The organism is Streptomyces sp. TRM68416 (assembly GCF_014596915.1).
Classification (GTDB): domain Bacteria; phylum Actinomycetota; class Actinomycetes; order Streptomycetales; family Streptomycetaceae; genus Streptomyces.
Genome location: NZ_JACVWU010000012.1, coordinates 249,256 through 264,765, shown reverse-complemented (window position 1 = coordinate 264,765; position 15,510 = coordinate 249,256). Strand labels below are relative to the sequence as shown.

13 protein-coding genes and 1 pseudogene are annotated in these 15,510 nt (G+C 68.0%); 11 read left to right on the top strand and 3 right to left on the bottom strand.

Going from position 1 to position 15,510, the window contains the following annotated elements; translation table 11 throughout:
• From ICC28_RS21105 to ICC28_RS21065, 9 genes and pseudogenes are all read left to right on the top strand, one after another.
• Window positions 1–695: VWA domain-containing protein (locus ICC28_RS21105; RefSeq protein WP_188290193.1), on the top strand; the 695-nt coding region annotated here is incomplete at its 5' end.
• A gap of 161 nt (window positions 696–856) precedes the next feature.
• Entirely contained in the window at window positions 857–2,578 is a 1,722-nt protein-coding gene (gene metG / locus ICC28_RS21100; protein WP_188290192.1) for a methionine--tRNA ligase, read from the top strand.
• Window positions 2,579–2,674: 96 nt separating this feature from the next.
• Window positions 2,675–3,040, top strand: a complete 366-nt coding sequence (locus tag ICC28_RS21095) for a PH domain-containing protein (RefSeq protein WP_188290191.1) — start codon at window positions 2,675–2,677, stop codon at window positions 3,038–3,040.
• 227 nt (window positions 3,041–3,267) lie between these two features.
• Window positions 3,268–4,746 (top strand): polysaccharide pyruvyl transferase family protein, encoded by a 1,479-nt coding sequence (locus ICC28_RS21090; RefSeq protein WP_188290190.1) that lies wholly within the window; start codon window positions 3,268–3,270, stop codon window positions 4,744–4,746.
• 106 nt (window positions 4,747–4,852) lie between these two features.
• Window positions 4,853–7,375, top strand: coding sequence for an FG-GAP-like repeat-containing protein (locus ICC28_RS40660; protein ID WP_317454055.1), 2,523 nt, complete (start codon window positions 4,853–4,855; stop codon window positions 7,373–7,375).
• 208 nt (window positions 7,376–7,583) lie between these two features.
• Window positions 7,584–7,841: pseudogene (locus ICC28_RS41550) on the top strand (polymorphic toxin-type HINT domain-containing protein); the annotation flags it as partial.
• Window positions 7,842–7,927: 86 nt separating this feature from the next.
• Entirely contained in the window at window positions 7,928–8,194 is a 267-nt protein-coding gene (locus ICC28_RS21075; RefSeq protein WP_188290189.1) for a hypothetical protein, read from the top strand.
• Window positions 8,195–8,508: 314 nt separating this feature from the next.
• Entirely contained in the window at window positions 8,509–8,808 is a 300-nt protein-coding gene (locus tag ICC28_RS41545) for a DUF3710 domain-containing protein (RefSeq protein ID WP_188290188.1), read from the top strand.
• 817 nt (window positions 8,809–9,625) lie between these two features.
• A complete protein-coding gene (locus tag ICC28_RS21065; RefSeq protein WP_223189163.1) occupies window positions 9,626–10,528 on the top strand; it encodes a hypothetical protein in 903 nt (300 codons plus the stop codon).
• 15 nt (window positions 10,529–10,543) lie between these two features.
• On the opposite strand, the gene ICC28_RS21060 is transcribed toward ICC28_RS21065, so the two are convergent.
• A complete protein-coding gene (locus tag ICC28_RS21060) occupies window positions 10,544–10,768 on the bottom strand; it encodes a DUF397 domain-containing protein (protein ID WP_188290187.1) in 225 nt (74 codons plus the stop codon).
• Window positions 10,765–11,628 (bottom strand): helix-turn-helix domain-containing protein, encoded by an 864-nt coding sequence (locus tag ICC28_RS21055; RefSeq protein WP_188290186.1) that lies wholly within the window; start codon window positions 11,626–11,628, stop codon window positions 10,765–10,767. Before ICC28_RS21055 ends, ICC28_RS21060 begins: the two co-directional genes overlap by 4 nt.
• Window positions 11,629–12,040: 412 nt before the next feature.
• On the opposite strand from ICC28_RS21055, the gene ICC28_RS21050 reads away from it, so the two are divergent.
• Window positions 12,041–12,898, top strand: a complete 858-nt coding sequence (locus tag ICC28_RS21050; protein WP_188290185.1) for a helix-turn-helix domain-containing protein — start codon at window positions 12,041–12,043, stop codon at window positions 12,896–12,898.
• A 52-nt stretch (window positions 12,899–12,950) separates the two neighbouring features.
• Window positions 12,951–13,550 carry a Uma2 family endonuclease gene (locus tag ICC28_RS21045; RefSeq protein WP_188290184.1) on the top strand — a complete coding sequence of 200 codons (600 nt, stop codon included), beginning with the start codon at window positions 12,951–12,953 and terminating at the stop codon, window positions 13,548–13,550.
• An 88-nt stretch (window positions 13,551–13,638) separates the two neighbouring features.
• Here ICC28_RS21045 and aspS read toward each other — a convergent pair whose 3' ends face one another.
• On the bottom strand, window positions 13,639–15,402 hold the full coding sequence (gene aspS / locus ICC28_RS21040) for an aspartate--tRNA ligase (RefSeq protein ID WP_188290183.1): 1,764 nt from the start codon (window positions 15,400–15,402) through the stop codon (window positions 13,639–13,641).
• Window positions 15,403–15,510 lie beyond the last annotated feature (108 nt).

The window sequence follows — 15,510 nt, the reverse complement described above, 5'->3', positions numbered from 1 at the left end:
CGCCCGCTGCCCACGCGCCGCCCGCCACCCCCGCCACCCCCCTCACCCACCTCAAGACCCACGCCCCCTCCCTCCTCACCGCCTACAAGGCAGCCACCACCACCCTCGACAAGAACAACCTCACCGGCACCCGCGCCAAGACCTACCTCGTGCTGGACCGCTCCGCGTCCATGCGCCCGTACTACAAGGACGGCTCCGCCCAGGCCCTCGCCGAGCAGACCCTCGCCCTCGCCGCCCACCTCGACCCCGAGGCCACGGTCCACGTCACCTTCTTCTCCACGGAACTGGACGGCACCGGCGAGCTCACCCTCACCGACCACGAGAACAAGATCGACGAGCTGCACGCGGGCCTCGGCCGCATGGGCCGTACCAGCTACCACGTGGCCGTCGAAGAAGTCGTCACCCACCACGACAAGCACAGCACCACCCCCGACACCCCCGCCCTGGTGATCTTCCAGACGGACGGCGCCCCGGACGCGAAGACCCCCGCCACCCAGGCCCTCGCCGACGCCGCGAAGACCCACCCGCACATCCACTTCGCCTTCGTCGCCTTCGGCGAGCACGACAACAAGGCCTTCGACTACCTCCGCAAACTGAAGACCGGCAACACGTCGTTCTTCCACGCGGGCCCGACTCCCCGGGAGCTCACGGACACCGAGCTCTACCAGGGCGTACTGGAGAACTGGCGCCCGTAGACCCGAGCGCCGAAGAACCGAAAGACGCCCCCGGCCGCCCCTTCCCACCCCTCAAAACGGGAAGCGGGCGGCCCACCCGTGTCGGCTACGATTTCAAGGTTCGTATGCAAGCCGAGTACGCCGAGTAATTCGACCCGACCACACCCGGGAGCAGCCAAGCCATGGCTCGACACCTCATCACCAGCGCCCTTCCCTACATCAACGGGATCAAGCACCTGGGCAACATGGTGGGGTCCATGCTCCCGGCGGACGTGTACGCCAGGTACCTCCGCCAGCGCGGCCACGACGTCCTCTACATCTGCGCCACCGACGAGCACGGCACCCCCGCCGAGCTGGCCGCGAAGGAGCAGGGCATCCCCGTAGCGGACTTCTGTGCGCAGGCGCACGACGCCCAGAAGGCGGTCTACGACGGCTTCGCGCTGGCCTTCGACTACTTCGGCCGGAGTTCCTCCCCCCAGAACGTCGAGATCACCCAGCACTTCGCCCGCCGCCTCAACGAGAACGGCTTCATCGAAGAGCGCGCCATCCGCCAGGTGTACTCGCCCGCCGACGGCCGCTTTCTCCCGGACCGCTACGTCGAGGGCACCTGCCCCCACTGCGGCTACGACAAGGCCCGCGGCGACCAGTGCGAGAACTGCACCCGCGTCCTGGACCCGACGGACCTGATCGACCCGCGTTCGGCGATCTCGGGCAGCACCGACCTCGAAGTGCGCGAGACCAAGCACCTCTTCCTGCTCCAGTCCAAGCTGCAGCACGAGGTCGAGCAGTGGGTGGCCGCCCACGAGGAGGAGTGGCCGCAGCTCGCCTCCTCCATCGCCCGCAAGTGGCTGAACGAGGGCCTGCACGACCGCGCCATCACCCGCGACCTGGACTGGGGCGTCCCGGTCCCGGCGGACACGTGGCCGGAGCTGGCGGCGGAGGGCAAGGTCTTCTACGTCTGGTTCGACGCCCCGATCGAGTACATCGGCGCGACGAAGGAGTGGGCGGACGCGGCACCCGCCGGGGAGAGCCGGGACTGGAAGTCCTGGTGGTACGAGGCCGACGACACCGTCCGCTACACCGAGTTCATGGCCAAGGACAACGTCCCGTTCCACACGGTGATGTTCCCGGCCACCGAGCTGGGTGTGCGCGAGCCGTGGAAGAAGGTCGACTACGTCAAGGCCTTCAACTGGCTGACGTACTACGGCGGCAAGTTCTCCACCTCGCAGAAGCGCGGCGTCTTCACCGACCAGGCCCTCCAGATCCTCCCGGCGGACTACTGGCGCTACTTCCTGATCGCCAACGCCCCCGAGTCGGACGACTCCTCCTTCACCTGGGAGCACTTCACCGCCACGGTGAACAAGGACCTCGCCGACACCCTCGGCAACTTCGTCAACCGCGTCCTGTCCTTCTCCCGCAAGCGCTTCGGCGACGACGTCCCCGCGGGCGGCGAGCCGGGCGAGGCGGAGGCGAAGCTGGGCGCCGAGATCTCCCGACTCCTCGCCGAGTACGAGGAGCACATGGAGGCCCTCCAGTTCCGCAAGGCCGCCGCCGCCCTGCGCGCGCTGTGGTCCGCGGGCAACTCCTACCTGGAGGAGAAGGCCCCCTGGCTGGAGATCAAGACCGACAAGGACGCGGCCGCGCTCACCCTGCGCACGGCGATGAACCTGATCCACCTGTACGCGGTGGTCTCGGAACCGTTCATCCCGTCGACGTCGAAGGCGATGCGCGAGGCGTTCTCCCTGAAGGACGACACCGCGACCTGGGTCACCGAGTCCGAGGCGAAGTCCCTGACCACGGTGCCCGCCGGAACCCCCTTCACCGTCCCGCCGGTCCTGTTCGCCAAGCTGACGGACGAGGACCTGGAGACGTACAGGACCCAGTTCGGCGGCCAGGACGCCTGACCGCCCGACCATCCACCCGCCCGACCATCCACCCGCGCAACTGTCCGACGGCCGACCACGTCCCCTGATACAACACCAACCCACAGGGGGACTCACATGGCACTGTTCGGCAACGCGCACACCGTGAACCCGGCCTCGGCCCAGCAGGACTACGCACGCCTGCTGGGCCAGGGCGAGCAGGTACAGGCCGCCTACCAGCTCATACGCGACACGATCCTGTTCACCGACCGCCGCCTGATCCTGGTCGACAAGCAGGGCATCACCGGCAAGAAGGTCGAGTACCACTCCATCCCGTACCGCAGCATCACGCACTTCGCGGTGGAGACGGCCGGCACCTTCGACCTGGACGCCGAACTGAAGATCTGGATCTCCGGCAACTCCGTCCCGGTGGAGAAGACCTTCACCAAGGGCGTGGACATCTACGAGGTGCAGGCCATCCTCACCCAGTTCGTCGCCCGCTGACCTCTCCCGACGGCCGTCCGCCCCCGAAGCCTCCTTCGGGGGCGGACGGCCGTCGCCATGCCGAGGCTCTCCACGAGGGGGAACCAGCAAGAGGGGAACAGAAGCGAACAGGTTCCATCCCTTACCGTTACTTTTACTTGCTTCATTTTTCGTTTACATCCCCATAATGTTCATGTGCCCCTATGACCACTTCGTCGGACCCCGCGGCGCAGCAACCAAGGAATGTCGTGAAGCGCATACTGATCCGCTCCGGAAAGAGCCCCCTGCGGGTCGCCAGCCCGGCGGAGTTCATCCACCAGGACCTCATCGGGACGAACACGGGCAACCTGCTCTTCAGCGACTCCGCCCACAAGATGCTCACGACCCCGAACACCGAGGTCACCTCCAACGGCATCCGCACCAACCACTCCGCCGAGCGCGCCGCGGAGATCAACGAGCAGTACGACGTCTTCGTCGTCCCCCTCGCCAACGCCTTCCGCCCCCAGTTCCAGGGCGCGTTGGACCGGCTCTCCACGCTGATCGAGCAGCTCACCATCCCGGTGGTCGTCTTCGGCGTCGGCGCCCAGGCCACCGACGACTACGCGACCGACATGCTCAAGCCGATGGAAGCCTCCGTGAAGCGCTTCACGCGGGCCGTCCTCGACCGGTCCGCGTCCATCGGCGTCCGCGGCGAGCTCACCGCCCGCTATCTCAGGGACCACGGCGTCCCGGACGACAACATCGACATCATGGGCTGCCCGTCGATGTTCCTGTACGGCGACACCTTCCCGGCGATCCGCGAGACGCAGATCACCGCGGACTCGCGCATCGCGATCAACATGTCGCCGAACGCCCGCCCCGTCGGCCCCATCTCCGCCATCGCCGACCACGGCCGCGCGCACTACCCGAACTTCACCTACTACGCCCAGAACACCGTGGACGCGGAGCTGCTGCTGTGGGGTGACACCACGCCCGAGTCCGGCGCCACCGACCCCTTCCCGAAGCGGCTCACCCACGCCCTGCTGCGCGAGAACAAGGTGCGCATGCCGCTGGACCCGGCGACCTGGATCGACGAACTGCGCGGTTACGACTTCGCGTACGGCACCCGCATCCACGGCAACATCGCCGCCCTGCTGGCCGGCACCCCCGCGGTCGTCCTCACCCACGACTCGCGCACCCTTGAGCTGTGCCGGTACTTCGACATCCCGCACCGCCAGCTCTCCACGCTGTCCGCCGACACCGACCCGCGCGACCTGTACGAGGCCGCCGACTGGTCGGCGATGATCTCGGGTCACGGCGAGCGCTTCGAGCGCATCACCGCGTTCCTCACCCGCAACGGCCTGGAGAACACCTACCAGCACGGCGACGGCGGCGCCGCCTACGACGCCCAGGTCGCCGCCCTCGACCTGCCGCCGTCGATGCAGGTCTGGGACGGCACGGAGGACGGCCAGAACCGCTACCGCATGGCCCGCCTGCGCGAGCGGATCACCGTGTCCGAAACCAAGCTCACGGCGGCCACCAAGAAGAACGACGCCCTGAAGACCAAGCTCACCGCCACCGAGAAGCAGCTCGACACCGCGCTCAAGCAGCTGGAAGCCACGCGCAAGCAGCTCGCCGCGATCGAACGCCGCCTCTCCGGCGTAGAAAAGCGCCTCCTCGTCCGCCTCGGCCCGGCCCTGCGCCGCCGCAGCCGCAAGTTCTCCGGCTCGGGCGACACCAAGGGCTAATGCCCTCTCACACCTGCGAGGACACCTGCGCTCGGGACGCCAAGTGGCTGCTAACATCCGGCCACTTGTGCGAGGAAGAGGGTCCTCGCGGGGGAGGGAAACTCACGTGGGCAGACACGCCCTTGGTCGCGGTCGCTCGACCGCCCTGGCCGCCGCCGTCACACTCGCCGTCACCGGAGTCGGTGGCTTCTCCTCGGCGGCCGTCGCGGCCCCGGTCGCCCCCTGGGGCACCGCCACCAGCATCACGAGCAACGACGTCGACGCTTCCGTGCGCGATGTCGTCACAGCCGCGGACGGCTCCGCCGTCGCGGTATGGAATCAGCGCTCCGGCACGGGCGGCTACGAGCGCAAGCTGTACACCGCCGTACGTCCGGCCGACAGCGACGCCTGGGGGACCCCGACGCTGCTGGCGACAACCCCGACCGAGGCCGGGAGCGTAAAGCTGCACGCCTCCGCCGACGGCACGGTCACCGTCCTGTGGGTGGAGTTCCCGCAGGAGACCTCACCCGGCTCCGGCGTCAACAACATCCGGATCGTCAGCTCCGTGCTCGCGGCCGACAGGTCCGCCTGGTCCGCGCCCGCCGAGCTGATCGGCACCGACAAGGGCTGGGGGGACGGCGGCATCGACCTCGCCGAGGCCCCTGACGGCAGCCTCACCGCTGTCTGGGCCGCCCGTGCCGACTCCGCCTCCAAGTGGGAGGTCAGCGCCGCCACCCGGGAAACCGACGGCACTTGGTCGTCGCCCGTACGTCTGAGCACGGCAACCGAGGACAACGCCAACGCGGCCTTCTCGCCGAGCATCGCCATCACGCCCGACGGCACCACCGTCGTTGCCTACCGGCAGTCCGCCGGCGAGACCGCGCAGGCGCGTACGGTGTCCCGGGCTGCCGACACCACCAAGTGGACCGCGCCCGTCGCCGCCACCGGCACCTACCAGTCGCTCAGCGAACCGGAGATCGCGGCGGCCGACGACGGCTCGGTGACCCTCGCCTGGCAGAGCCGCACCGACGAGTCGGTACCCGAGACCATCCACACCGCGACCCGCGCCTCCGACGGCACCTGGTCCGCCCCCGAGACCGTGACGACCACTGACGACCTCGTCGGCACCCCCGAACCGCTCATCGCCCCCGACGGCGACGTCACCCTCGTCTGGGTCGACTGGACCACCACCTTCGGCACCCGCACCGCCACCCGCGAGGCCGACACCGGCGCGTGGTCGACCGTACGGACTCTGTCCACGTCCTACGTTCCCGAGGCGTACGACACCGCCATCGGCGACGACGGCACCGTACGCGCGCTGTGGCCGCAGACGGGCGGCGGCGGGCGCGTGATGATGGAAGCGGTCCGCAGCGACGGGAAGTGGACACCGGCCGCGCAGGTGCCCGGTTCCGCGAGCGCCTACGTCCTCGGCCAGGTCAGCGTCGGCGCCGACGGCACCGCCACCGCCGTCTGGTCCGGCGCCGCGAGCAGCAGCGCGAACTGGCGACTGTACGGCTCGCGCACTGCTTGGCCCTCGCTCGCTGTCAGCGACTCCACAGTGCCGGCCACAGCCGCTCTCAAGGGCACCACCAGCTCCAGCACCGCCTGGGCACCGACCTGGACGCTCAGCAGACCCACCTCGTCCTGGTCGGTGACAATCACCGACCAGGCAGGCAGGACGGTCCGCACCCTCACCGGCACGACCGACGACCTGACGGTCACGGCGGACTGGAACGGCCGTACGGCATCCGGGACCCGCGCCCCCAACGGCCCGCTGACCTGGACGCTGCGCGCCACCCAAGAAGGCGCGGACTCGGCCGTGAAGCTGGCCTCCGGCAGGGTCACGGTCACCGGCGGCACCGCGGTCAACCGCGACTTCGGCGGCCCGTCGGCCACTCCCGACGGCACGGGCGACCTGCTCACCCTCAACTCTTCCGGCACGCTGACCTACCAGCTCGGGAAGCGCACCACCGGCGCGTTCTCCGGCAAGGTCAGCGGCAGTGGCTGGGCGACAAGCATCAAGGCGGTCCCCTTCGGCGACCTGAACGGCGACCGCTGCAACGACGTCCTCGTCCGCTACAGCAGCGGTGCCCTGCGTCTGTACAAGCCGGGCTGCGGCAAGGCGGTCACGCCGTCGACGTCGTACACCACCCTCGCCACCAGCGGCTGGACCCAGTACGACATCCTCACCTCGCCGGGCGACCTGACCTCCGACGGGCGCCCGGACCTGCTGGCCCGCAACGCCTCCACCGGCGCGGTCTACCTGTACAAGGGCACCAGCACGGGCAAGCTCTCCGCCCGCGTGAAGCTCTACGACAACTGGAAGACGTACAAGAAGATCGTGGGCGTCGGCGACATCACGGGCGACGGCAAGGCCGACCTCCTCGCCCAGGACAAGTCGAACAACCTCTACCGCTACAACGGCAAGGGCGCCGGCACGTTCACCGCGCGGACGAAGCTGTTCTCGAACTGGGGCGGCTCCTACAACGCCGTCGTCGGCGTCGGCGACATCACCGGCGACGGCAAGCCGGACCTCGTCTCCCGCGACACGAACGGCAACCTGTACCGCAACAGCGGCGACGGAAAGGGTTCGTTCGGGGCGCGAGCGAAGATCGCGACCGGCTTCGGGAGCTACAAGGCCCTTTCGTAGGACTCAAGTTGCCCGCATCAAAGCGCCCGGGCCGATCGCCCGGGCGCTTGAACGTTTATTCGCCCATCGTGCTGCGCGTCAGCCCGTCGGACAGCGAGGACTTCCTGCTCGCCGAGGAGGCGACGCCTCCAAGTCCCTGTGGCTGAACGCCATCGACCACACCGGCAAGACGGGCACCGATGTCTCGGTCCCGTCCGTCGAGCTGTACGGGCCCCTGAAGCACCTCGTCAAGGTCACCATTGACGTCGACGGCAAGAAGGGAACCAAGACGGCGTCGGTCACCGCAACCGACGGCCACCCCTTCTGGGTTCCGGAACTCGGTGAGTGGATAGACGCCACGGACCTGACGTCCGGGGACTGGCTGCACACCAGCACCGGCGTCCGCGTGCAGATCACGGCAGTCGAACGGTGGACGGCACAGAAGGCAACAGTTCACAACCTGACCGTCAGCGACCTGCATACGTACTCTGGGATCAATTGCACACGCAGTCTCTGAACGACTATGGCCTAACACGTCGTGGGCCCTCAGGACCTCTACCATCCGAGTGTCAGGTGATCGAGATGAACATCATCCCTACGCGTCTGGCGCTGCAGGTGATTCGTGACGGCGATGGTCTGTGGGATACGAGAACAATCGACCTAGAACTTGGAAGGCGTGGCGCCTGCATCGAGGGATCAGTTCTCCCCGACCTCCGCCAGCTTGCGGAGCGGCTATTGATCCAAGAAGACAGCAGCGAGCCCCACGGAACGGGTCCACGCTGGCGCTTGACTGCATTGGGTGCCGCATGGCTTGAATCCAATGCAGGAGATAGTGATTGATCATCGACACTGCATGAGTCGATTCTCCTGCTACAGCCCCGCGCGTTGAGGGAAGTGAATGCGCGGGGCTGGCGCTCGCTCCAGTTGCACGAAGCGTCGGCAGATTGCGCGAGTCGTAGCGGAGTGCGCCGAGTGGAATACTCCGACATTTTCCCCACGATTCCTGGCGGAGTTATAGGAGTCTGGTAGCAGCGTAACGGAGGCCTCATTGATAGAAATGTCGATGAGGCCTCCGTGCCGTTTGATGGTAACGCCGACGGAAACAGAGGCGAACGGTACGATACTTCCATGCAGGTCCACGGGCAGACCGGAACTTGCTGACCAGCGAACACCATCTGACCCTCTGTCAACACACTCCGCATCTCGGGGGAACCTCAGTTCGCGGTGCGTCCGGCAACGGCAGACAGACTGTGCGAGTCCTGGGTTGCGACGGCCCCGGGTGGGTCCTCCGCGGCTTCGCTACAGGAGACGGGGCAGAACCAGACAGCACGGAGGAATGGATCTACACCACCTTTCAGGGGACCGTCGTCGCTTCTTCCTCCGCCCCGCGAGGCACCGATGCGTCGATGCGGCTGCGCTGGCCAGAACAGGGAGGTGAGCTCGACGCCCATTGAACCGGTGGCGGTGCGTTCACCTGGCGCCCGGCGTACGGGTTCGTCGGATCGGTGACGGCATAGCAGGCCTCCACACACGCGCAAAACAGGTCGAACAGCCTCCGATCAGGCCGCAGGGACATACGCAGACGCAGACGGGGCTCGGCCGCGCTGGTGGCCGCCAGGCTGATCGCACGGCAGTGGTGCCGTCCCCGCCCGCCCTGCACGGGGCGGATCCCCGCGGCTGTTGCAACACATGATCGCTTCATGTGGCTGCGAGCACTGAAGAGAGACGCTCGGCTGGGCTTCCCAGCCGAGCGTTTCGCGTGTGCGGCTGTTGAGCCGGCCGGCGACTCGTGTGCACTGGCACACGCTGTGGCGAGTCCGGTCCGCTCGGGTCGTGTCCGAAACCAAGCTCACGGCGGCCGCCAAGAAGAACGACGCCCTGAAAACCAGGCTCACCGCCACCGAGAAGCAGCTCGACACCGCGCCCCCAGCAGCTGGAGACCACGCGCAAGCAGCTCGACACGATCGAACGCCGCCTCGCAGGCGCCGAAAAGCACCTCCTCGTCCGCATCGGCCCGGCCCTGCGCCGCCGCACCCGCAAGGTCACGGGCTCGGCCATGAAGGGCTGACCTCTGCCGACGTCCACCACGCGCTTACGGCGCAGTCGACCGACCCTGTGGGGTGCGGCTCGGCTCTGCTCGCCCAAGTACCTGTGCAGTAGGGCCCCCAGGGCCGACCACTCCGGGCGACTGAACGTTTATTCGCACCCCGAAAGAGTGAACGACCCGGATCCTCCGATCGCCCCGCCCCTTGATCCACCTAGCTTGAGCCCATGGTCACACCAGCTCACGAGGGCATGCACCGCATCTTCCAGGAGCGGCCCGAGATCCTGGCTCCCGTATTCGGAGTGCTGGGGATCGAGTTACCCGAGAAGATGACGGTGGACGCGATCGTCTCCGACGCGACGGAGACGCGGCCGATGGCCCGTCACATCGACACCGTGCTGCGCGTCAGTCCGTCGGACGGCGAGGACTTCCTGCTCGCCGTGGAGGCACAGGAACGGCGCGACGCGAAGAAGGAGTCCAGTTGGCCCTACTACGTCGCGCACCTTCAGTCGAAGTACGAGCTCCCGGTGCTGCTGCTCGTGGTCTGCCGGGACCGGGCCACCACCAAGTGGGCAGCCGGCCCCTTCGACTGCGGAACACGCGGTTGGACCGCGCAGAGGACGTTCCCTCTGGTCATCGGACCGGACAACCTCCCGGCGATCACTGACGCGAGAACCGCAGCCGAGAAACCCGCGATGGCCGCGTTCTCCGCCCTCGCACACGCCAACAGCCCTGACATCGACGCCATACTGGACGCACTGGGCCACGCCCTCTCGGGGCTCGACCTGGACGCGAGCGGATACTTCTGGCAGTTCCTGGAGAAGACCCTGGGGAAGACCCCAGCTGGAGAGAAATGGAAGGACATCATGGGGTTCGTCAACTACTTCCCCGGTCAGGGGACGCTCCTGGAGAAGGCCTACACCGAAGGCGAGGCCAAGGGGGAGGCAAGGGGCGAAGCCAAGGCGGTGCTGTCCGTCTTGGAGGCACGTGAGATCCCCGTCTCCGACGCCATCCGCGAACGCGTCACCACCTGCACCGACATCAACCGCATCGACGGCTGGCTGCGCAGGGCGGTCACGGCCACGCGGGCGGAGGACCTGTTCGCCGAGGACCCGTCCGACGACGCTTGAGCATCGCGTCCCGCATCACCGCTGGCGGCAGCCCTCCGAGGCGTACGTAACGAACTCAGCCCACGCCCCCGGCGCCACCGCGAGCCGGGGACCTGTCTCGCGGTGCTTGGAGTCGCGGACGTGGACGGTGGCGGGGGTGGCGGCGACCTCTATGCAGGAGTCGCCCTCAGGACCGTCGCTGTAGCTGCTCTTGAACCACGCCAGCTCGGAGGCGTCACCGGCAGTGTGCTTGCGGATCATGTTTCTCCCAGCAGGCGCTCGATGAAGGCCAGTGACTCCCGCGGAGTGAGAGCCATAGCCCGGATGGTGCTGTACCTCAGTTCAAGGATACGAAGGTCTTTCGGTTCAGAGACCGGCCGTCCGTTGAACGCTCCGTCGGAACGGCCCAGCGCCATACCGTCCTCGAACTTCAGCACCTCGATCTTGCCGCTCAGCCCGGGGTGAGCCCCGGAGTCCGTCGGCATCACCTGGAAGGTGACATTACGCAACTGCGCCACCGTAAGCAGATGTTCGAGCTGCTGACGCCACACCATGGGGCCTCCAACCTGTCGGCGCAGCGTCACCTCTTCCTGCACGAAGCTCAGTAGGGGCGCGGGAGACCGCTCGAAGATCGACTTTCGTGCCATACGCGCGGCCACCAGGCGATCCAGTTCCTCTTCCGAATAGGCGGACTGGGACACCTCGAACAGGGCTCTCGCGTGCTCCGGTGTCTGCAACAGGCCGTGGATGCTGAGCCCGACGTATACACCCAGCTCGATGGCCTTGGCTTCCCGCTCCGCCAGGTCCCGCACCCTTTTCGGATACCGGACCTTCTTCACGTCCTCCCAGGTAGCCGCGATGAGTCCGCCCGCGCCCAACACCTCGTCGGCCCTGGCCAGGTACTCGGGGCGGGGAATCCGTTTGCCGCCCTCGACCTTGTAGACGAGGCCCTCGCCGTATCCGATCGCCTTGGCGAAGTCGGGAGCCCGCATCCCCGCCGCCTCCCTCCGCAGCCTCAGCTGCCGCCCCACGGTCGCGACGACCGCGACGCCCCAGTCGTCGTCCGGATCCACCTCCCAACCCGGCTCGTCCACGTCGCCGTTGGCCGATTCCACCGCCATCCCGCACCCCTCCGCCGTACGACCGTGCCGCAACCGCCCCTACCCGTACGGGCCCTCCGGACAGTCGGGACACTCCTGGACAAGCCCTGGACAGAATCCCGGCGGCGCCGCCCCGACTCGGCACCTCAGCACGCGAGTCACCGAAGCCCGACCGCTCGCGCTCCGGTCCGACCTGCGCTCCCCAATAACCACCCACGGAAGAGAAAGCACCCCCACCAAACCCCACCCCTCCCTCCCGCCGGGCAAACTCACTCCCGCGAGTGAATATGCGCAACTGGACTGGATTCGGGCCCGGTTGCCTGCTCTAGGCTCAGCGCGAGCAGCACCACACAACCCCAGACATGCGACGGCCCCCGCCGGGACTGGCATCCCAGTGCGAGGGCCTGACCACCGAGGAAGTAGGAGCTTCCCGTTGGATACGCAGAACCCTAGCGCGCCCCCGCACGCCCAGTCCCGCGTCCCGGGCAAAAACCACCCCCACGCGCGACCCCATTCCGGCGTGATCCACGACAACATCCGCCACACCGAGAACTTCACGGTGATCGGCAACCACCTCGTCCAGCACCAGGAGCTCTCCCTGCTCGCCATCGGGCTGGCGTGCTACCTGCAGTCCGTGCGGCAGGGCACCGCCGTCGACATCAAGAGCCTCGCCGACCGCTTCCCCGAGGGCCCCACCCGTATCGCCGCCGCGCTGCGCGAACTGGAAGCCCACGGCTACCTCCGCCGCACCCGTGAGCGCACGCCCACCGGGCAGGTCGTCACCCGTACGGTCTCCTGCAACAAGCCGGGGCACCGGGCTGCCACGACCTCCGACAAGCCCGCCCGACGCACGGCGGCCGTCAAGGACAAGCCGCCGCTCCGCAAGAAGCGCCTCCCCGCCGTGCCGCGGCCCTCGACCACATCCCCCGCCCTGCTCCAGGCAGCCGTCGACGTCCTCGCCGGCCTCCGCCGCCACGACCCCCGCCTGCTGCTCTCCGCCGCCGACGCCGAACACCTGGCTCCCGGGGTCGCCGCCTGGCTGGAACGTGAGTTCACCCCCGCCGCCGTAGCCAGAGCCCTGACCGAGAACCTGCCGCCCGAACCCCTGACCCGCCCGGCCGCCCTGCTCGCCCACCGGCTGACCGCACAGCTCCCGCCCCCGCCCCCGTTCCAGCCGCCCTCGGACCCCAGACACCCCCTCCAGAACTGCGACGGCTGCGACCGCGCCTTCCGCGCCCCCGCCCCCGGCCGCTGCCGCGACTGCCGAACCGATCTCCCGGAGGCCGCCTAGCATGGACGTGACGATCCTTGCCCCTGGGCACAGAGCACGAGGAGCGAGCGCCATGACCATCGCCCCGGACCACGCGCAGCAGGGCGCCTCCCATGTCTACCGGGCCATGAGGGATGTCATTCAGTCGATGGACGACACCCTCCCCGGCAGGTTCGAGATCACCAAGGAAGGGATCGTTCACGACATGATGTCGCCCGGAGGACCTCATGAGGTCACGTCCGCACACATCAGCCGTCGCCTGGAACGGATCATGCCGGACGATCTGCTCGCCCACACCGGCACCCCCGATGTGGAGGACGAGCCCGCGGGCATCATGCGCCATCCAGACGTGATGGTGATCGCGTGGGCCGACTTGAACGTCGAGGGCTCCATCGACCCTCGCACGCTCGTCGCCGCCATCGAGGTCGTCTCCCGCTCCAACCCCGACAACGACTGGGTCTCCAAGCTCCGCGACTACCCCCTGATCGGCGTCCCCGTCTACGCGATCTTCGATCCCCGCACCGGCACGGGTGCCGTCTTCACCGACATCCACCCCACCCCCGACGGCCCCCGCTACGCCACCCGTAAGGACTTCGTCTACGGCGAGGACGTCACCATCGGCGACTGGACCATCTCGACCGAGGACCTGCCGCGCTATCAGCGCGAGGGGTGACCCGGCCTTCCGCGCGCAGCCCTGAAACCGAAAAGGGCCCGGAACCGATCACCACGGTCCCGGGCCCTTCCCTCAGTCGCTCGACCGGCTACTTCGGCTGCGGCTTGCGCACTGACAGGTGCAGTTCCTTCAGCCGCGTCTCGTCCAGCTCCGTCGGCGCGCCCATCATGAGGTCCTGGGCGTTGCCGTTGAGCGGGAAGGCGATCGTCTCGCGGATGTTGGGCTCGTCGGCGAGGAGCATGACGATGCGGTCGACGCCGGGGGCGATGCCGCCGTGCGGCGGGGCGCCGAAGCGGAAGGCGCGCAGCATGCCCGCGAACTGCTCCTCGACGGTCTCGCGGTCGTAGCCCGCGATCTCGAAGGCCTTGAGCATGATCTCCGGCTCGTGGTTCCGGATCGCGCCGGAGGACAGCTCGACGCCGTTGCAGACGATGTCGTACTGCCAGCCCAGGATGTCCAGCGGGTCCTGGGTCTCCAGGGCCTCAAGGCCGCCCTGCGGCATGGAGAACGGGTTGTGCGAGAAGTCGATCTTCCCGGTGTCCTCGTCCTTCTCGTACATCGGGAAGTCGACGATCCAGCAGAAGCGGAAGACATCGGACTCGAAGTGGCCCGCGCGCTTGGCGGCCTCCACCCGCACCGCGCCCATGATCTTCGAGACCTCGTCGAACTCGCCCGCGCCGAAGAACACGGCGTGCCCCGCGGCGAGCGAGAGGCGCTTGGTCAGCTCGGCGACGTTCTCCTCGGTGAGGAACTTGGCGATCGGGCCGGACAGCGAGCCGTCCTCGGCCACTCGCACCCAGGCCAGTCCCTTCGCGCCCAGCGTCACCGCGAAGTCGCCGAGCTGGTCGAAGAACTTCCTCGGCTGCGCGGAGACGTCCGGCACCGGCAGCGCACGCACGTGCTTGCCCGCGAACGCCTTGAACTCCGAGCCCTCGAAGATGTCGGTGATGTCGACGAGCTCCAGCTGGGCCCGCAGGTCCGGCTTGTCGGAGCCGTACTTCAGCATCGCCTCGCGGAACGGGATCCGCGGGAACGGCGAGGTGACGTGACGGCCGCCGCCGAACTCCTCGAACAGCTCCGTCATGAGCTTCTCGATCGGCTGGAAGACGTCCTCCTGCTCGACGAAGCTCATCTCCACGTCGAGCTGGTAGAACTCGCCCGGCGAACGGTCGGCACGGGCGTCCTCGTCGCGGAAGCAGGGCGCGATCTGGAAGTAGCGGTCGAAGCCGGAGATCATCAGCAGCTGCTTGAACTGCTGCGGCGCCTGGGGGAGGGCGTAGAACTTGCCCGGGTTCAGACGGGAGGGGACGACGAAGTCGCGGGCGCCCTCGGGGGAGGTCGCGGACAGGATCGGCGTCGCCATCTCGTTGAAGCCGAGGGCGACCATCTTCGAGCGGATCGAGGCGATCACCGACGACCGCAGCATGATGTTCTTGTGCATGCGCTCGCGGCGCAGGTCCAGGAAGCGGTACTCAAGGCGCCGCTCCTCGTTGACCCCGTCCTCGGTGTTGATCGTGAACGGCAGCGGGGCGGCGGCGCCGAGCAGCTCGACCTCGCCGACCTCGACCTCGATCTCGCCGGTGGGCAGGTCGGGGTTCACGTTCTCGGTTCCACGTGAAACAACGCGGCCGTCGATACGGACCGTGGACTCCTTGGAGAGCTTGTCCAGGGCCTCGTAGGCGGCGGTGCCGGGGCGGGCGACGAGCTGCGTGATGCCGTAGTGGTCGCGCAGATCGATGAAGAGGATGCCGCCCAGGTCGCGCCGATTGTGCAGCCAGCCACTGAGCCGGACGTCGGTGCCGACGTCAGAGGCGCGGAGCTCGCCGCAGGTGTGGGACCTGTACCGATGCATCGTCGTTCATCCAGTCTTCGCGGATCGGGGACCTGTTTCACGTGAAACGCCTCCAAGACTACCGGCCGCCCCACGATCGGCTCCCCACCATTGACCGCGGCCACTGCG